The organism is Stutzerimonas sp. VN223-3 (assembly GCF_045999685.1).
GTDB classification, from domain to species: Bacteria; Pseudomonadota; Gammaproteobacteria; order Pseudomonadales; family Pseudomonadaceae; genus Stutzerimonas; species Stutzerimonas stutzeri_AR.
Map to the genome: position 1 here is coordinate 246,550 of NZ_RBEC01000002.1, position 18,124 is coordinate 264,673.

Consider the following 18,124-nt stretch of genomic DNA (forward strand, 5'->3'; position numbering starts at 1 on the left):
GGAAGCAGCGTGCGCCTGGCTCTATTCGATCTCGACAATACCCTGTTGGCTGGTGACAGCGATCACGCCTGGGGCGAATTTCTCTGCCAGCGCGGACTGGTCGACGCAGTCGCGTACAAGGCGCGCAACGATGCCTTCTACCAGGACTACCTGACCGGCGAGCTGGACGTGCTGGAGTATCAGAACTTCTGCCAGGAGTTGCTTGGCCGCAGCGAAATGGCGCAGCTGCAGCAATGGCATGCCGAATTCATGCGTGACCACATCGAACCCATCGTGCTGGCCAAGGGCGAAGCGCTGGTGCGTCAGCATCATGAGGCCGGCGATCGTGTAGTGATCATCACCGCCACCAACCGCTTTATCACCGGGCCGATTGCTAAGCGCCTGGGCGTCGATACGCTGCTGGCCACCGAATGTGAAATGCTCGACGGCCGCTATACCGGCCGCCTCACCGATATCCCCTGTTTCCAGGAAGGCAAGGTCACGCGCATCGAGCGCTGGCTGAAAGAGAGTGGGCAAAGCCTGGACGATAGCTATTTCTATAGTGACTCGCGCAACGACCTGCCCTTGCTCGAACGCGTCAGCCATCCGGTGGCGGTAGACCCCGACCCGACCCTACGCGAGATCGCCCAGCAGCGCGGGTGGGCGATCATCAGTCTGCGCTGATACCAGGGCGTGGGCGTTACGTCAGCGGACGGTTAAACCGGCTTGGCGCCCATCAGCCCCATGATAGCGATCAGAATCAGCAGGATCAGCCCGGCATAGATCAGTGCAAAGCGCGGCAGGCTGGCCGGGGCCTGCCTCTCACCCAAGCCCTGCCAGGCGCGCAGGCGCCCGCCGAGCAATAATCCAAGCGGTACCAGGATCAGGAATAGCACCGAGCTCGCCAGCAGCCACAGCTGGCCGAGCGGAAAGGCCGCCAGATGCGCCAGCCACCAGCCGGTGACAGGCAGCAACAGCGCCAACACCGCGAGCAGCGGCAGCGACATCAACCGAGTGCGGCGCAGCTTCTGCTGCATCACAGCGGCATCGCCCCGGCGCCAAGCCTTCCACAGCATGATGATGTGGGCGATCAGCCCGAGCGTGAGCAGAATCGCCAATGCGGCATGGACAATGTTCAGCAGCTGATAGTGTTCCATTGATCCTCGCGGTACGGCTGGTCAGCCGAGAAACAGTTGATAGGCCGGATTATCCGTCTCGTCCCAGTAGCGATAGCCGATCTTGTCCAGCGCCGCCGGCAGCAGGTGGCGCTCTTCGGCCGGCACCTGCAGCCCAGCGACCACACGACCATCGGCCGCGCCATGGTTACGGTAATGGAACATCGAGATATTCCAGCGCCCGCCCAGATTGTTGAGAAAGTTGAACAGCGCGCCGGGACGTTCCGGGAATTCGAAGCGGAACACTACTTCGTCGCTCACGCCGGAAGCGTGCCCGCCGACCATGTGACGGGTATGCAGCTTGGCCAGTTCATTGTCGGTGAGGTCGAGCACCGGGAAACCTTTGGCCAGCAGCCCTTCCACCAGCGCCGCGCGCGGATCGTTTTCCGGGTGGGTCTGCACGCCGACGAAGATGTGCGCTTCGCGATTCTGGTGGTAGCGGTAATTGAACTCAGTAATCTGACGCTTTCCGATGGCCTCGCAGAACGCCTTGAAACTCCCTGGCTGCTCGGGGATGGTCACGGCGATGATCGCCTCGCGCTTTTCGCCAAGCTCGGCACGCTCGGCGACATGACGCAGGCGGTCGAAATTGACGTTGGCACCCGAGTCGATGCCGACCAGCACCTGATTTTCTATGCCGTCACGCTCGACGTATTTCTTGATACCGGCTACGGCCAGCGCACCGGCCGGTTCGGTGATCGAGCGGGTGTCGTCGTAGATGTCTTTGATCGCCGCGCAGATTTCGTCGGTACTGACAGTGATCACTTCATCGACGTAATCCTTGCAGATATCGAAGCAGTGCTGGCCGATCTGCGCCACCGCCACGCCATCGGCGAACAGTCCGACCTGAGACAGCACCACTCGCTCTCCCGCGGCCATGGCTTGCTGCAAGCAGTTGGAATCGTCCGGCTCGACGCCGATAACCTTCGTCTCGGGCCGTAGATATTTAATGTACGCCGCGACGCCTGCGATCAACCCACCGCCGCCCACGGGCACGAACACCGCATCCAGCCGGCCCTGATGTTGACGCATGATTTCCATCGCCACGGTGCCTTGTCCGGCAATCACATGCGGATCGTCATAGGGATGGATGTAGACGTAACCCTTTTCCTCGACCAGCTTCAGCGAATGCGCCAGCGCGTCAGGGAAGGCGTCGCCGTGCAGCACCACCTTGCCGCCACGGGCGCGCACGCCCTGCACTTTAAGTTCCGGCGTGGTACGCGGCATGACGATGGTCGCCTTGATACCCAGTTCGCGCGCGGCCAGTGCCAAGCCCTGGGCATGGTTGCCGGCCGATGCAGTCACCACGCCACGCGCCAGTTCCTCGGGGGACAGCTGCGCCAGCTTGTTATAGGCGCCGCGAATCTTGAACGAAAACACCGGCTGCAGATCCTCGCGCTTGAGCAGAATCTGATTGCCGAGCCGCTCGGAGAGCTGGCGGGCGGGCTGCAACGGGGTTTCTACCGCAACGTCATAGACGCGCGAGGTGAGGATCTTCTTGACGTATTGTTCGAGCATCGTGGCTATCTTGGCGGGCATTGCGGGGCCAACGAGTCTACTCTGCGAAAAACCCTGCGACCACCGGCAATCGGCGCGCAATTCACCGTTACAGTCTCGCCGGGCAAGACCCACCGGTGAGGCCCCGTTATAATTTCCCACTTTCGATTCCACTTCGCCCGGACCCTTACGCCATGACCCAGGACCAACTCAAGCAGGCCGTCGCCCAGGCCGCCGTCGACCTCATCGTCCCGCAGCTCACCGACCGCAGCATCGTCGGCGTTGGCACCGGCTCCACCGCCAACTTTTTCATCGATCTGCTGGCCAGGCACAAGGGTGTCTTCGATGGCGCAGTGGCGAGTTCCGATGCTACGGCCGAGCGCCTGAAAGGGCACGGTATCCCGGTCTATGACCTGAATTCTGTATCCGAGCTGGAGTTCTACGTTGATGGCGCCGACGAAGCCAACAGCCACCTGGAACTGATCAAGGGCGGCGGCGCGGCCCTGACCCGCGAAAAGATCGTCGCCGCGGTGGCCAAGACCTTCATCTGCATCGCCGACGGCAGCAAGCTGGTCGACCGGCTCGGTGCCTTCCCGCTACCGGTCGAAGTCATTCCCATGGCTCGCAGCCATGTCGCGCGAGAACTGGTCAAGCTGGGTAGCGATCCGGTCTATCGTGAAGGTGTGGTGACCGACAACGGTAACGTCATCCTCGACGTACATAATTTGATGATCGGCTTCGCGCCTGATGTCGAAGCGCAGATCAACAACATCGTCGGCGTCGTCACCAACGGCCTGTTCGCTGCGCGTCCGGCTGACGTCTTGCTGCTGGGCACCAAGGACGGCGTGCAGACGATCAAGCTCTGAGGCTGGCGGCAGGCAGATGGTGATCCCGTCGCTAACCCACCCTACGCCTACTCTTTCGCCCAGCTTTCCAGCCTCCAGCGCCTTTATCGGTTTCTACTGCCGCTGGCTGAACACGTAAAACCGATTCGGCTCGCCAACAACGTAGATGTTGCCCTGATTGTCCATTGCCACGCCTTCGGCCTGGTCGATTCCCTGTACCAGGCCGTTGAGGCCGCCAAACAGGCTGATGAAACTGCGTGGACGGCCCTGCAGGTCGAGTTCGACCAGCAATCGGGACTCATCGGAAAGCATCAGGGTATGGCCGGTGCGCGGATCGATGGTCACCGAGGAAATATCGCGCACCAGCAGGGGCTGGCTGGGGAGTGCCTCGAGTGTTCCGGCGCTGCCGTCTTCGGGGAATGGCAGCTCGAACAGTCCCTGCGGGTCGCGTTCCTTGGCCAGCAGCATCCGCTGTGTTCTCGGATTCCAGGCTAGCCCCTCGAAACCTTTATTGCCTTCCCCGGCGAATCCCAGGTCGTAACGGGCCATATCGTCGAGATCGAGGCTCTGCACACCAGGCTCCAGGCGAAAGACCGCGACCAGTCGGCGGCGCTCGTCGACGATGGCCAGTCGCCCGTCACTCAGCGCCTCGACCGCTTCAGGATCGGAAAAGCCGGTCAGCTTCACCCGCCGCAACACGACCCCACCGGGCGTGAATTCGATGAGCTGTGGGTTTTGCCCGGTGACGGTGAACAGCGTACCGGTGAGCGGATTCCAGGTCAGACCGGAAGTTTCATCCTCCTCCAGACCAACCAACGTCGTCTGTAATGACAATTGGTAATCAGGCAACCAGATACTTTCTATGCGTTGCTCAGCGTCGACTGACTGCTCCTGCCAATACAACTTGAGCTGGTCGTCCCAATGCAGCAGCGCGCCGGCCACGATCACCGCGGACACGGCAAACAACAGCAAGGCATAGAGAAACAGACGTAGGCGAGAAGTGTGAGTAGCGATGGCTGGCATGGAGATCAAACCCAGGGCGGGGCCGGATTACAGCATGACCAGTAGCGAAGAAGAAACGAGAACAGCGGCCGGATGCGCCAGAGCGCACCCGGCCCAGGTGAATCAGAGCACGCGGCTCTCGAAGCGCGACAGCCCGACCAACTCCAGCACCAACTGATCGCCCTGCTTCAGCGGACCGACACCGGCCGGCGTACCGGTCAGCACTACATCGCCCGGCTGCAGGCTGAAGTGTCCAGCGATGTGCTGCAGCAGCGGCAGGATGGTATTGAGCATCTGGCTACTGTTGCCGTCCTGGCGAACTTCACCGTTGATAGTCAGGCGAATGCCGATATCGGTCAGGTCCTGTACCGCATCACCCGGTACGAAGGGCGCCAGCACGCAGGCGCCATCGAAGCTCTTGGCGGTCTCCCAGGGATGGCCCTTTTCCTTGAGCTTGGCCTGCACGTCGCGCAGGGTCAGATCCAATGCCGGGGCGAAGCCGGAGATCGCATCACGGACTTCCTCGTCGTTCGGCTTGCGCGACAGCGGCTTGCCGATCAACACGGCAATCTCCGCCTCGTAATGCACCGCGCCACGGTCGGTCGGGATAGTGAAACCGCCCGCCAGCGGTACCGTGCAGCTACCAGCCTTGATGAACAGCAGCGGCTCGGTCGGTACCGGGTTGTTCAGTTCCTTGGCGTGCTCGGCATAATTGCGACCGATGCAGACCACCTTGCCCAACGGGTAATGAATTGGCGTGCCGTCGGTGTACTGGTGTTTGTAGTTCATTGCGAAATCCTTAAAAGGGCGCTGCAAGCTGCAGAAGGCCAAATGCTCAGCTTTAGGCAAAAATCTTGCCCGGATTCATGATCCCGTTGGGGTCGAACGCTGCTTTGATCGCCTTCATATACGCAATTTCCGCGGGCGACCGGCTGTATTCCAGATAGTCGCACTTGGTCATGCCGACGCCATGTTCGGCGGAAATCGAACCGTTGTATTTTTCTACCGTCTCGAACACCCATTTGTTGACCGAAGCGCACTTGTCGAAGAACTCGTCCTTGGACAGCGCTTCGGGCTTGAGGATGTTCAGGTGCAGGTTGCCATCACCGATGTGGCCGTACCAGAGCACCTCGAAATCCGGGTAGTTGTTGGTGACGATGGCGTCGATGTCGGCGAGGAAGGCCGGCACTTTGGAAACGGTGACCGAGATGTCGTTCTTGTAAGGCGTCCAATGCGAGATGGTCTCGGAGATATACTCGCGCAGCTTCCACAGGTTCTGCAGCTGTTGGTCGCTCTGGCTCATCACGCCGTCGATCACCCAACCTTCGTTGACGCAATGTTCGAAGGTCCCCAGAGCCTGCTCGGCACGCTCTTCGGTGGTCGCCTCGAACTCGAGCAGCGCATAGAACGGCGTGCGAGTCTCGAAGGGCGCCGGAATGTCGCCGCGGCCGAGGAGCTTGTCCAGGCACTTGTCGGAGAAAAATTCGAACGCGGTCAGGTCCAGCTTGTCCTGGAAGGCATGCAGCACCGGCATGATCGAGTCGAAGTCCGGCGTACCCAGCACCATCGCGGTGAGGTTGGTCGGCTGGCGCTCCAGGCGCATGGTCGCCTCGACGACGAAGCCCAGCGTGCCCTCGGCACCGATGAATAGCTGGCGCAAATCGTAGCCGGTGGCGTTCTTGATCAGATCCTTGTTCAGCTCTAGCAGATCGCCCTTGCCGGTGACCACCTTCAGCCCGGCCACCCAGTTGCGGGTCATGCCGTAGCGAATCACCTTGATGCCGCCAGCGTTGGTGCCGATATTGCCGCCGATCTGGCTGGAACCGGCAGAGGCGAAGTCCACCGGGTAATACAGGCCCTTGTCCTCGGCGAACTGCTGCAGCTGTGCGGTGACCACACCGGGCTGGCAAACCACCGTGCGGTCCATCCCGTTGAAATCGAGAATCTGGTTCATGTAGTCGAAGGACACGACGACCTCGCCATCAGCCGCCACCGCGGCGGCAGACAAGCCGGTGCGCCCGCCCGACGGGACCAGCGCAACCTTGCGCTCGTTGGCCCAACGAACGATTGCCTGTACCTGCTCGACGTTCTTAGGGAACACGATGGCTGAAGGTGCAGGGGCGAAATGCTTGGTCCAGTCCTTGCCATAGGTTTCCAAGGAACTGGCATCGGTGAGCACTTTGCCGGGCTCGACCAGGGTCTTCAGCTCATCGATCAAGGCGGGGTCGGTCATGACGGGAACTCTCATACGATTCATAGTCACCCTGAATACGCTTCAGCTCAGGGATGGGGGTGCTTCGAGGGGCTCGTATGCTAGCATACGCCCCCCTTTCAACGTGCCTCGGCAGACTTCCCGACACCGCTTTCACCCGGTTCGGCCAGCCTTCGCTGGACACTTCAGTCCTATCCTTCGGCCTTAAGGTTTTAACGCAGATGAGCCAGACCTCTCTCGACAAGAGCAAGATCAAGTTCCTTCTCCTCGAAGGCGTACACCAGAACGCTGTCGACACTCTCAAAGCCGCAGGCTACTCCAACATCGAGTACCTCAAGACTGCGCTGACCGAGGAGGCGTTGAAGGAGAAGATCGCTGACGCCCATTTCATCGGGATCCGCTCGCGCACCCAGCTCACCGAAGAGGTTTTCGACTGCGCCAAGAAGCTGATCGCCGTCGGCTGCTTCTGCATCGGAACCAACCAGGTCGACCTCAATGCCGCCCGCGAGCGCGGCATCGCGGTGTTCAACGCCCCCTACTCCAACACCCGCTCGGTAGCCGAGCTGGTGCTGGCCGAAGCCATCCTGCTACTGCGCGGTATCCCCGAAAAGAACGCTTCCTGCCAACGCGGCGGCTGGATCAAGTCGGCGGCCAACTCCTTCGAGATACGCGGCAAGAAGCTCGGCATCATTGGTTACGGTTCCATCGGCACCCAGCTTTCGGTTCTTGCCGAAGCACTGGGCATGCAGGTGTTCTTCTATGACGTGGTGACCAAGCTGCCGCTGGGCAACGCCACTCAGATCGGCTCGCTGTATGAACTGCTGGGCATGTGCGACATCGTCTCGCTGCACGTTCCGGAGCTGCCGTCCACCCAGTGGATGATCGGCGAGAAGGAAATCCGCGCAATGAAGAAGGGCAGCATCCTGATCAACGCCGCGCGCGGCACCGTGGTCGAGCTGGATCACCTGGCCGCTGCGATCAAGGACGAGCACCTGATCGGTGCCGCCATCGACGTGTTCCCGGTCGAGCCCAAGTCCAACGACGAAGAGTTCGAAAGCCCGCTGCGTGGCCTGGACCGCGTGATCCTCACGCCGCACATCGGTGGCTCCACTGCCGAAGCCCAGGCCAATATCGGTCTGGAAGTAGCGGAGAAGCTGGTCAAGTACAGTGACAACGGCACCTCGGTATCTTCGGTCAACTTCCCGGAAGTGGCGCTGCCATCGCATCCCGGCAAGCACCGTCTGCTGCACATCCACCAGAACATCCCCGGTGTGATGAGCGAGATCAACCGCGTATTCGCCGAGAACGGCATCAACATTGCCGGCCAGTTCCTGCAAACCAATGAGAAGGTCGGTTACGTGGTGATCGACGTCGATGCCGAATACTCCGATCTGGCCTTGGAAAAGCTCCAGCACGTCAACGGCACCATCCGCAGCCGCGTGTTGTTTTAAAGCTGATACAGGATGAAAAAGGGAGGCTTCGGCCTCCCTTTTTCGTTACTGCCGGTTAGTCGGACGTTCAGCTCGCCGGAGCGTGATTACCGCTGGCGTCGGTACCGCGGCGCTCGGGCAGTTCCTGCTGCGAAGGACGCTCGACCGGTTCGACCGGCGGCACCTCGGGCGGCGCATCCAGCGTGGGTGGCCGGGGTTGGGTATCGTTCTGCTGATCGATGACGTCCTGTCGGGGCTCGCGATTATCCAGCGGATGCTCGCGAGTTTTTTCCGGCAACGTCGGCCCGGTACCAGTCGCCAGCGCAGCGGAAGCGGCCGCGAAAGCTGCAGCGAATATCAGAAGACGCAGATTCATGGCTCACTCCAAGAGTGGGTAACAGCTTGGCAGCCTCGCGCAACAACGGCTTTCAGCGGTACACCAGAGGCTAACGCTACTTTAAAAGTTAAAAGCGCCAACCAGCGTCGGCCGAGGCTTCGCAGGCCGTGACCGCATCAGTTGCCCGCACCGCCGGAGCCGCCCGCACCCGTACCGCCATTACCGCCCGCACCCGCGCCAGTCGAGCTGTTACCGGTGCCAGTGGTATTGCCGACACCTGTGCCAGTACCGGTGCCTGGGCCTGCTTCAGCGCCAGAGTCGGTAGTAGTACCGGCACCGGTGGTCATGCCCGAACGGTTGGTATCATCGGTGGTTTTGCCATCCATCGACTCGTTCATGGTTTCGCCGCTGGTGTCGCTGTCCATATCGGTAGTACCTGCCGCGAAAACGCCCGCGGACATCAGACTGGCCAGAGTCAAGGCAGCTAATTTTTTCGTTTGCATGTGCGCTCTCCTATTTTCCAAGGGTTACCTTCATTCCGGCATCAGGCAGGCGCAGGGGTTGCATCAAGCGCGTTACAAATTCTCTCCTGGACGCCGCGAAGCGCCAAAAACAGCACCGGCGAGGGATTACCGTTCGTCGCCATATGCCAGTCGTGACCGTTCGTCCTCTTCGGGGCGATCGCCGACAATGTCTTCATAGAGCATGCCCGCTAGAACCATGCCTAGCGCCACTAGCGGCGTACCTCAGCGCAGCAGCTGCCAGAGGGAAATGCCGATCCCGGCCAAGCTCTCGCCCGCCACCAGTCCGGCGGCGGCGACAATGACGAAGCGCTCCGCGAGGCTGCCCCAACGCGCAGAGAACAGCCAGGCCAGCAGCGCGCCGAAGGTCATCATCAGCGAGATCGAGGCCGGGATGATGAAGGCCAGACCGAGCGCCGCGGAACTCGGCAACCAGCGCAGCCGATGCGCCGGCAGCAGACCCTCGAATGCACCCAGCAGTACGCCACTCAGCGCCCCCGCGAACATTGCCCAGCGGATATCGCTGCTGATCGAATCCAGACCCGCCGTCAGTGCCTCGGCTACCGCCTTCCAGGTGGCCACTGCCGGTGCTGGCCATTCGGTAGTAATCAGCATCGTCTGCGGGTCTGGAATCAGCAACTGATAGACCAGCACTCCGACCATGCTGCCTACCAGAATGCCCAGGCACTGCGCGACCACCTGCCGAGATGGCGCGGCACCGATGGCGTGCCCGACCTTGAAGTCATTGAGCAGATCGGTGCATTGCCCCGCCGCACCGCCGGCGGTATTGGCGCTCATCAGGTTGATCGCCACCTGGCCGGGAGCGATCACGCCGAAACTCAGTTGCGACAGCTGACCGATGGCGCCGATCGGCGGGATGCCGGTGGCACCGACGACCCGCGCCGCCACCATCGCCAGCAGCAATGCCAACGGAATCGACAACGCCGCCATCAGCGGATGGATACCGAACAGCATGACTTGCAGGGCAATCACCAAGACTGCTGCCAAGGCCAGACCGAGCGCCGGTAAAGTGGCCGGTCGACCCAGCTGCAGGCGGCGCGCAGAGTCGCCGCGACGTGCACGCAGGACGCGCAATCCGAGCGAGGTCAGCGTGGCACAGACCATCAGGCTTACCCCCGGCCAGAGCAACCATTCAATCAGCAGCGCGAATTGCGGTCCGCTGGCATCCGCCGGTATCGTCACCAAACTCTCGGCAACCAGCCAGGGCGCCAGCAGCCCCCACGCGAGTACCGCGCCGAGCAACAGCGACAAACCGACTCGCAGGCCGATGATCCCGCCGAACCCGACCAACAACAGCGACGGCTCGAGGCTGAACGTGAGCCGCTCCAGCTGGGCACTCGGCGCCCAACGCGGCAGCGCCCAGAGCAGGCTGTCGATCAGCTTGCTCGCCGCCGCCAGCAACGCCGCCGCTCCAAGCACCAGCAGTCGCCGGGTCGCTTCCGCGCCGTGGCTGTAGATCTGCTGCATGGTTGCCAGCGTGGCCATGCCCTCGGGAAAGCGTAGCTGCGCCTCGACGATCAGCGACGGGCGCAGATACCACGCAACCCAGACGCCGAGAAAGCTCACCGAAAACACCCAGGCCATCAGCGGCAGGGTGTCCAGTTGCTGTCCGGTGATCAGCGTATAGGCGGGAATCGGTGCCACCAACCCACTGGAGATGATCGAGGCAGCGGACGAGGCGGCAGTCTGGTTGATATTGCTTTCGTGCAGCGACCAGGCTGGTCGGCGAAAGAACCTGGCCAGGCTTTGCCAGAAGGCGAACCCGACCAGCAGCGCAATGATCGACATATTGAAAGACCAGCCGATCTTCAACCCGGAATAAATATTCGAAGGCGTCAGCACGGCGCCCAGCAGCAAGCCGGTGGTCAACGCGCGCAACGTGAGTTCGCGAGACGGGCTCATGCCGGCTCCATCCAATGGGTGATTGACTCACCTTAGCCCATTCAGTCCACCCGGATGCCGACCTAACCGTCCGTCGGCTTATCGCCGTCCCAGCGCAGATGCCCTCTCAATCGCTACCTGAACGCTGAACTTAGTCATTTAGCGCCGGTCGTTTAGTAACTTTTCTACGCGACATAACGGTACCCAGACCAAGGATCGAACATGGACGAAGCGGATCTTACCCACCGGGAACGTAACCACCCTACTGTGACCCTGCTCACCGGCAATGAACTCTTGGGATTGTTCTTCAGACACTTCCTCGGTGAACAGGCCCAACTGGACGTATGCCTGACCCGGCTCGACGAAGCCTCCAGGGATGCCGCCGACCTCTATCTGGTCGACGCCGGCAACAGCCAGACCGAACAACTTTCCACGCTTCTCGATCGGCTCGATGAGCAAACACCCGTGGCGCTGGTCAATATCGCTCCGGAGCAAGCCGAGCGGTTGGTGGACAAGCACCCCGGCATTCGCGGCGTGTTCTACAGCCACGCGACCCGCGAGCATCTGCTCGACGGCATCCAGGTGTTGCTCGATGGCGGCGACTGGCTGCCGCGAGTACTGACCGAGCGGCTGCTCAGCCAGTGGCGCCGCATGCGCCAGCTCGCCGGCAGCAAGCCGTCACTGACCCTGCGCGAGCGCGAGATTCTCAGCCTGGCCGGCAAAGGCCTGTCCAACGCAGAGATCGCCGAACAGCTGTGCCTGAGCCCGCATACCATCAAGAGCCACATCCATAACCTGCTGCGCAAGATCGGCGCCTCCAACCGCGCCGAGGCGGCGTTCCTGCTGCGCGGCCGGCTGGACTGGTCCGAGCCATGTCACGCCTGACGCTTGGCCTGCTCCTGCTACTTCTGGTCAGTCCGTTGCAGGCGCAGGAGCAGACGGAGCAGGCACAGGACGAAGCGGAACTGAGCGGGCTGATCATTGACAACACCATCACCCGCTTCGGCCACGACTTCCACCGCTACCTGAGCTTCCAGTTGCAGGACGCCAGCGACCTCGAAGCCGATCTGGTGGTCCGCGAGCGGCCCTCGGCACGCTGGGGCAGCCTGGTCTGGGTGGAATACGGCCAGCGCACCGTGTACCGCCGGTTCCTGCAACCCAACGTGGCGGAAATCGAGGCAATCGCTGACGAAGCCGCACGGCTTATTCTCGATGAAATCAGCCGCAGCAAGCTGCAGAACCTCCTCCAGGACACCTTCGATATGGATCGCGATGAGCTTTGACCATGCGACAGGATTAAGCCGTTCCATTTATCAGCAACGGTGTGTTTTGCATCATTCGATGGATGTTCATCGCAGCGTTACCAATCAAGAATCCGAGCACTATTTCGAGGTGCCTGCATGGATTGTCTAGCGCTGTTTCGCCGCGGCTTGTTCGCCACCCTTCTACTGATCGTCAACGTTCCGCTCCAGGCCGCCGATCTGCTGGACAATGCCGACCTCGCCGATAGCTCGTTCAGCCTCGGTGACACGGCGGGCCTCGCCACACAGCTACCCGCCGGCCAGACTGCGCAGGTGCTGCAGCAAGGCAGCGACAACCTGGCCGACCTCAGCCAGATCGGCGAGAACCAGCTGGCCAGCATCATTCAGCAGGGCAGCGATCAGCAGGCCTTCATTCTCCAGCAGGGCGAAAACCAGCTCGCCACCATCCTTCAGATCGGCCAGGGCAATCTGGCCGATATCACCCAGATCGGCAGCGACAACGTGGCGGCTATCGCCCAGGTAGGCGCCAATAACAACGCCAGCATCGAGCAGCTCGGCAGCGGTATGAGTAGCAGCGTCATCCAATACGGAAGCGGCCAGCGCGTCCAGATCGTTCAGCACCGCTAAAACAACAAAAGGAAATTGTCATGCGCAGACTGCACACCATCGCGTTTACCGCTCTGCTGGCTACGGCCATCGGCGCTCACGCCGACAACACCGCCGAGGTCGATCAGACCGGCAACGACAATACCGCCACCATCGACCAGACCGGCATGCTGAACGAGGCGTTGGTCAGGCAGAACGGCACCAGCAACACGGGCTCGGTCTATCAGGCCCAAGCCGCTGAATCGAACCAGGGCAACATCGTGCAGGTTGGCGGCAACAACGATGCCTCCATCTATCAGTCGCCCGACAGTTACTTCGCCACCGCAAGCGTCTATCAGCAGGGCAACGGCAACAGCGCCGACGTGGTGCAGACCTGGTACGCCAATGATCTGAACATCAGCAGCATTGGCGATGGCAACTCGATTTCCGCCACGCAACAAGGGTTTGCACAGGCCGAGGCGTATCAAATCGGTAATGACAACACGGTGACCCTGACGCAGGACGGCATCTACCACGGTACGAGTCTTGCGGTGTACCAGGTCGGCGACGAAAATCTGGCCACGGTCGACCAAGGCGATGCCGGCAATATCCAGCTGGCCCAGAATGGCAATCTGAACACTGCGCATGTCACGCAGAACGCCTTGTTTGGTGAGGTTACGTTCAATCAGACCGGTGACGATAACTTGCTGACCGTTGAGCAAAGCGGTCGCGGCCATAGCTTCCGGGGTTATTCGATCGGCGATGACAACAGCGTCGAACTGGTCCAGGGGTTCGAAGGCAACCAGGCCAGCGTGGCCCAGACAGGCGATGGCAACCTGGCCGACATCCGCCAGCTTGCCCAGTACAGCGAGGCACGGATTACCCAAACGGGCGATGCCAACGCGGCCTACATCAACCAGGCTGCGGCAAACATGACGGCTATCATTCAACAAACCGGTACCGGCAACCTGGCTACCGTCAGCCAGCAATAGCCATCTAGCACTCCACTTCGCAGCGCCAAACGAGCGGAGCCACCCTCATGTTGAGCGCCGTTACCCTGGCAAGCCTATTGCTGGCGTCCGGCGCCCTGCCGGTCGCGGCTCGCCTTGAACTGACCCCCGAAGGCAACGATCGGCTGGCGCTGCGGCTCTGCTTCAGCAGCCCGCAGGCGCACAACCTGAGCTATAGCCTGGAGGTTCGGACCAGCGGCAAAGCCGGGACCAGCCGCAGTAGGCACTCTGGCGCACTGGTCAGTGGTCCTGCCGCGCAATGCCCGCTCAACAATCGTCTCGGCCTGTCCGCCGATAGCCGTGTCGATGCGACCCTCGAATGGAGCATCGATGGCCAACCGCAGCCGCCGCTGCAGCAGAGCTATCCAGCGGCCCGGCCGGCCAGCCCCGAGGCTGCACCTGACGAACCGCCACCCATGGAGTTGGAACTCCAGCCCATCGAGCAACCACACGAAGCACCTGAGCTGATAGCCGGCACTGTTCCTCCCGCTGTGCCCGTCTCAGACCTGCGATAACCCCAGCGGCTCGTTCCGCGCCACTCGACGCCCCATCTCGATGCCCTTCAGCTCGACGTAGTGATACGTCAGGCTCGACACCGCCAACACCATACCCAGTTCGAGCAAGGTCAGCAGGTCATCCACGAGCACGTTGCCGGTACTGATGTAACGCATGATCTGCTCGCTGCCAGGCTGCTGAAGAATCATGGTGTATTCGCTGCCCGTGAGCTTGGATATCACCACCGCGGCGCTGGTGAAGGCGAAGATCACCGCAGCGTGCGTCAGGTAAATAGAGAACGACAGTTCACCCAACCGGGCAAAGCCCCGTCGCTGCAACAGCCGCGAAACCGCACCGCGTTCGCCAGCGAAAACCAGCACCACCACACAGAACAGCAGGCTAGCGATGATGCCTTGATGCGGGGTCGGGTGCGTCAAGGTGCGATAGACCAGCAACAGACACAGCACCTCCAGAACGCTGAAGAACAGCCTGTCGTCGATCCGATCGAGCGCCGGTTCGAGCGCCTGATACAGCCGATAGGTCAGCGCACCGGCGAAAAAGCAGGACGCGCCACGCCAGATGAACGGCTTGATCACGTCGAGATCGACGTACAGCGCCACGAAGGAGATCAGCGTCGCCAGCGCGAGGAGCCGCCCGCAATAGCGCGGCACAAGCAACAACACCAGCGCCAACAGCATGTACAGGTAGTACTCGATGCTGATGCTCCAGGCTGGTGTGTTGAAAGACAAGCTATTGAAGCCGCCTATCCACGACTGCAGCAACAACGCGTTGGGCAGGATCTCGCTCGGCGCCGTCTTGCCGGTGAACGCGGCATCGTTGAAGGAAAATCCATGGTGCTCCGCCCACAGCTTGCCGAACTCCAGGCCGATGAACACCAACAGCATCACCAGATGCAGCGGATACAGCCGAAAGGTCCGGCTGATGGCGAAACGCCTCAGGACCTGCGGGCCGAATTCGCGAGTGCCATAGGCGTGAAACATGACGAAGCCGCTAAGCACGAAAAAGAACTCAACGAAGAGGTCGGCGTGCCGGAAAAAGCTGAGTTCGGAAAAACTCAACAAGATCTGGGTATGAAACAACACAACCGCAACCGCACAGATACCGCGAAAACTATCCAGTACGACAAAGCGTTTCATTCATGCACCTTGCTCGACATCCAAGTACGCCCGCCGCATCGATTGATCGAGCAGCGCCTCCTAACCACATCCGCAGGAAGAACCTCCTAACGCAAGTACTGAGAGCAATCTGCCATCAAAGAGTTCCAGCAATTATTTCAAACTATTTCAGAGAAGTCGGGCGTCCGTAAGGCTCTGTCGCAGCCATCCATCGCCTCCCTGGAACCGCAAGCGGGCCTGCGGCTTCTACCGAGCCAATCCACCCTTGCCGGCGCGGCCGGTGGCAACAGGAGGTCCGATGCGAATTTCCCTGAAACCCCTGCATGAACAAGTCATCGTCATCACCGGCGCGTCGAGCGGCATCGGCCTGGCCACCGCTCGCCTGGCCGTCGAACAAGGCGCCCGCGTGGTGCTGGTGGCACGCAACGAACTGGCCTTGGCAGATGTTGAGCGCGACCTGAACGCGGGCGACCGGGTCCTGCATGTGATGGCCGACGTCGGTGAGCGCGAGCAGCTCGAACGGGTCGCCAGCCAGGCCGTCGAGCGTTTCGGCGGTTTCGATACCTGGATCAACAATGCCGGTAACTCGGTCTGGGGCCGCTTCGACGAGGTCAGCGACGAGGATCACTACCAAGTCATGCAAACCAATTTCTGGGGCACCCATTACGGCTCTTCGATTGCGGTGAAACATCTGCGCAACAAGGGCGGCGCGCTGATCAACATCGGCAGCGTGGAGTCGGCCAATGCGCTGCCCTTCCACGCCAGCTACAGCGCCAGCAAGCATGCGATCAAGGCAATGACCGACGTGCTGCGGGTCGAGTTGCAAAAATCCGACACACCGATATCGGTGACCCTGGTGCGGCCGTCTTCCACCGACACCCTGTTCATGGACCATTCAAAGAATTATCTGCCCAGCGCGCCAGTGTTTCCGCCGCCGGTCTACGCGCCGGAAGTGGTGGCACAGGCGATCCTCCACGCGGCCGAGCACCCGCAGCGCGACGTCTACATCGGCAATGCCAAGCTGCTGTCGCGCCTGGCGCAGAACGCCCCGCGCCTGGCCGACTGGGTCAACCGAACCTTTGTCTACAATGCCATCCAGAGCGGCCGCCAGGACCGCCACCGCGACGGCGCGTTGTATGACCGCGACGTTGGCCGGGCCGGCGATGGCAAGGCCTCCGGCAATTATCCCGGCATGGTGCTGACACGCAGCCTTTATACGCGCGCCTCGCAGCATCCGGTGGCGACTACGGCTGCCGTAGCAATGGGTGCGATCGCTGTCTTTGCACTGCTCGGGCGACGTCAGCGCTGAAGTCCGATCAACACGCAGCAGCGGCGGCTAAGCTGCCCCGCGGCTGGTGTCGATGCTATTGCAACCGAACCGACGAACAGGCGCTCCGGGAGCTGCCTCGAAAGATATCTACTGCTACAGTTCTGCATCTCGGCATCTACAACCGGAAGAGCATTCATGTCATTGGACGACGGTAAAAAACTGGTTCGCAAACACATCGACCTGACCTGGAACCGCGGCCACATGGCGCTGGCCGATCAGCTGCACAGCAAAGATTTTCTGTACAAAAGCTCCTTCGTCGGCCACCCGCTCGGCAGCACCAATTTTCTGGCAATGGTCGGGCAAATCCGCACCGCCATGCCGGATCTGGAAGTGGTGATCGAGGAATGCATCGCCGAAGGCGACAAGGTCGTCACCTGGAGCACTCTCATTGGCACCATCGAGAACGCAGCCCTCGGCTACCCACCCAGCGACAAGGTGCTGAGCATTTCGGCGATGGCGTTCTGGACGATCACGCCGAGCGGGCAGATCCGCGAAATCTGCACCATGTTCGACATGGAAAGTTTTCGCGCCCAGCTGGGCCTGCAAACCCGCACCTACGCGGAAAAAGCCCTGCCCTGATCGGGCCGTGATTGCTACGCAGCCATCGTCGCAGTCTCGCGGTCCATTGGGCATGGCCCATGACACCAAAGGCAGGCTGAATGCCGCGAAGGCTGCTCCTCAAGACGCTAATTTCCCGCCGCGGTGCTGTGGCGCTCGTCTGCAACCACTGCCCCGGAACAACAGGACGACATCTGGCGAAGCCACAGGCTAGCGGACTGTTGGAAAGCTCGATATCCATGAGCTGTTACTTCTTTTCTATAAGCGCATGTAACACGGTTCGGACAGAATCGGGACAAGCTCGTATATATTCCGACTGACAGTTATTTCCCTGCCAGCGCGTTATCACGATCGTCGATTTGCACTATCGATGCGTGCGCGTTTGCCGCTCCAACTCTCGTTAGTAGCATGAGTCCCGTACCCACTCTATCGAGGACATGACATGAAAGCATTATTGGCAAGTCTGGTTATGGCCAGCGTCACGACAACTGCTCTGGCCGTTCCGCCAACTCATCCGCAACCTTTGCTGGGCGAAGCACACAGTATCAGTACCGTGTTGGACCGTGCCGCGCCCGATCGCACTGTCTCGGAAAATGGCTTTGAACGGACGCCACTTGGCGAGCAATTTGCCGAAGATGGATTTGATCTGACACCGCAGGCAGACCGTATCGCCGATGATGGCTTCGATCGCACACCGCTGGGTCAAATGATGATCGCCGAGGATGGCAGCGACCGAACCGGTCTAGGCCGAACTTAAAAAACAACCGATTCACCTAAGGCGCCGTAGGCGCCTTTTTAATTATCAGCAATTTTATTTTTCTGTGCGAAGCGATAAAACTTTATTTGGC

At 60.9% G+C, this 18,124-nt stretch carries 20 protein-coding genes; 11 read left to right on the forward strand and 9 right to left on the reverse strand.

Features of this window, described 5'->3' with window-relative positions; translation table 11 throughout:
* Nucleotides 1-9 precede the first annotated feature (9 nt).
* Complete coding sequence (locus D7241_RS09990; protein ID WP_408101394.1) at nucleotides 10-663, forward strand: HAD family hydrolase; 654 nt, start codon at nucleotides 10-12, stop codon at nucleotides 661-663.
* Between the two features lie 32 nt (nucleotides 664-695).
* Here D7241_RS09990 and D7241_RS09995 read toward each other — a convergent pair whose 3' ends face one another.
* Both D7241_RS09995 and ilvA read right to left on the reverse strand, forming a co-directional pair.
* The gene (locus tag D7241_RS09995) at nucleotides 696-1,136 is read right to left on the reverse strand and encodes a DUF2269 family protein (RefSeq protein WP_408101395.1); all 441 of its coding nucleotides are present in this window, start codon (nucleotides 1,134-1,136) and stop codon (nucleotides 696-698) included.
* 21 nt (nucleotides 1,137-1,157) lie between these two features.
* The gene (gene ilvA / locus D7241_RS10000; RefSeq protein WP_255979783.1) at nucleotides 1,158-2,693 is read right to left on the reverse strand and encodes a threonine ammonia-lyase, biosynthetic; all 1,536 of its coding nucleotides are present in this window, start codon (nucleotides 2,691-2,693) and stop codon (nucleotides 1,158-1,160) included.
* Between the two features lie 152 nt (nucleotides 2,694-2,845).
* Between ilvA and rpiA the strand changes: the two genes are divergently transcribed.
* Nucleotides 2,846-3,517 (forward strand): ribose-5-phosphate isomerase RpiA, encoded by a 672-nt coding sequence (rpiA, locus tag D7241_RS10005; RefSeq protein WP_408101396.1) that lies wholly within the window; start codon nucleotides 2,846-2,848, stop codon nucleotides 3,515-3,517.
* A 93-nt stretch (nucleotides 3,518-3,610) separates the two neighbouring features.
* Here rpiA and D7241_RS10010 read toward each other — a convergent pair whose 3' ends face one another.
* From D7241_RS10010 to D7241_RS10020, 3 genes are all read right to left on the reverse strand, one after another.
* Entirely contained in the window at nucleotides 3,611-4,510 is a 900-nt protein-coding gene (locus D7241_RS10010; RefSeq protein ID WP_408102310.1) for an SdiA-regulated domain-containing protein, read from the reverse strand.
* 111 nt (nucleotides 4,511-4,621) lie between these two features.
* Nucleotides 4,622-5,287 (reverse strand): fumarylacetoacetate hydrolase family protein, encoded by a 666-nt coding sequence (locus tag D7241_RS10015; protein ID WP_408101397.1) that lies wholly within the window; start codon nucleotides 5,285-5,287, stop codon nucleotides 4,622-4,624.
* 52 nt (nucleotides 5,288-5,339) lie between these two features.
* On the reverse strand, nucleotides 5,340-6,731 hold the full coding sequence (locus D7241_RS10020) for an FAD-binding oxidoreductase (protein ID WP_408101398.1): 1,392 nt from the start codon (nucleotides 6,729-6,731) through the stop codon (nucleotides 5,340-5,342).
* 200 nt (nucleotides 6,732-6,931) lie between these two features.
* Here D7241_RS10020 and serA point away from each other — a divergent pair, with 200 nt between their 5' ends.
* Entirely contained in the window at nucleotides 6,932-8,161 is a 1,230-nt protein-coding gene (gene serA / locus D7241_RS10025; protein WP_408101399.1) for a phosphoglycerate dehydrogenase, read from the forward strand.
* A gap of 67 nt (nucleotides 8,162-8,228) precedes the next feature.
* Here serA and D7241_RS10030 read toward each other — a convergent pair whose 3' ends face one another.
* The 3 genes from D7241_RS10030 to D7241_RS10040 form a co-directional block, all read right to left on the reverse strand.
* Entirely contained in the window at nucleotides 8,229-8,516 is a 288-nt protein-coding gene (locus D7241_RS10030) for a hypothetical protein (protein ID WP_408101400.1), read from the reverse strand.
* Nucleotides 8,517-8,653: 137 nt separating this feature from the next.
* A complete protein-coding gene (locus D7241_RS10035; protein ID WP_408101401.1) occupies nucleotides 8,654-8,980 on the reverse strand; it encodes a hypothetical protein in 327 nt (108 codons plus the stop codon).
* A 243-nt stretch (nucleotides 8,981-9,223) separates the two neighbouring features.
* Nucleotides 9,224-10,921, reverse strand: a complete 1,698-nt coding sequence (locus tag D7241_RS10040) for an OPT family oligopeptide transporter (protein ID WP_408101402.1) — start codon at nucleotides 10,919-10,921, stop codon at nucleotides 9,224-9,226.
* Between the two features lie 279 nt (nucleotides 10,922-11,200).
* Here D7241_RS10040 and D7241_RS10045 point away from each other — a divergent pair, with 279 nt between their 5' ends.
* From D7241_RS10045 to csgH, 5 genes are all read left to right on the forward strand, one after another.
* A complete protein-coding gene (locus D7241_RS10045) occupies nucleotides 11,201-11,785 on the forward strand; it encodes a response regulator transcription factor (RefSeq protein WP_255980229.1) in 585 nt (194 codons plus the stop codon).
* Nucleotides 11,773-12,183 (forward strand): CsgE family curli-type amyloid fiber assembly protein, encoded by a 411-nt coding sequence (locus D7241_RS10050; protein WP_408101403.1) that lies wholly within the window; start codon nucleotides 11,773-11,775, stop codon nucleotides 12,181-12,183. Before D7241_RS10045 ends, D7241_RS10050 begins: the two co-directional genes overlap by 13 nt.
* Before the next feature lie 117 nt (nucleotides 12,184-12,300).
* A complete protein-coding gene (locus D7241_RS10055) occupies nucleotides 12,301-12,789 on the forward strand; it encodes a curli production assembly protein CsgB (RefSeq protein ID WP_408101404.1) in 489 nt (162 codons plus the stop codon).
* A gap of 20 nt (nucleotides 12,790-12,809) precedes the next feature.
* Complete coding sequence (locus tag D7241_RS10060) at nucleotides 12,810-13,739, forward strand: hypothetical protein (RefSeq protein WP_408101405.1); 930 nt, start codon at nucleotides 12,810-12,812, stop codon at nucleotides 13,737-13,739.
* 47 nt (nucleotides 13,740-13,786) lie between these two features.
* A complete protein-coding gene (gene csgH, locus D7241_RS10065) occupies nucleotides 13,787-14,272 on the forward strand; it encodes a curli-like amyloid fiber formation chaperone CsgH (protein WP_408101406.1) in 486 nt (161 codons plus the stop codon).
* On the opposite strand, the gene D7241_RS10070 is transcribed toward csgH, so the two are convergent.
* On the reverse strand, nucleotides 14,258-15,409 hold the full coding sequence (locus tag D7241_RS10070) for an acyltransferase family protein (protein ID WP_408101407.1): 1,152 nt from the start codon (nucleotides 15,407-15,409) through the stop codon (nucleotides 14,258-14,260). The genes csgH and D7241_RS10070 overlap by 15 nt on opposite strands.
* 277 nt (nucleotides 15,410-15,686) lie before the next feature.
* Between D7241_RS10070 and D7241_RS10075 the strand changes: the two genes are divergently transcribed.
* The 3 genes from D7241_RS10075 to D7241_RS10085 all read left to right on the forward strand — a co-directional run bounded on the left by D7241_RS10075 (nucleotide 15,687) and on the right by D7241_RS10085 (nucleotide 18,033).
* Nucleotides 15,687-16,697, forward strand: a complete 1,011-nt coding sequence (locus tag D7241_RS10075) for an SDR family oxidoreductase (protein ID WP_408101408.1) — start codon at nucleotides 15,687-15,689, stop codon at nucleotides 16,695-16,697.
* A gap of 156 nt (nucleotides 16,698-16,853) precedes the next feature.
* On the forward strand, nucleotides 16,854-17,297 hold the full coding sequence (locus tag D7241_RS10080) for a ketosteroid isomerase-related protein (RefSeq protein ID WP_408101409.1): 444 nt from the start codon (nucleotides 16,854-16,856) through the stop codon (nucleotides 17,295-17,297).
* Between the two features lie 421 nt (nucleotides 17,298-17,718).
* Nucleotides 17,719-18,033, forward strand: a complete 315-nt coding sequence (locus tag D7241_RS10085; RefSeq protein WP_408101410.1) for a hypothetical protein — start codon at nucleotides 17,719-17,721, stop codon at nucleotides 18,031-18,033.
* Nucleotides 18,034-18,124: the final 91 nt, after the last annotated feature.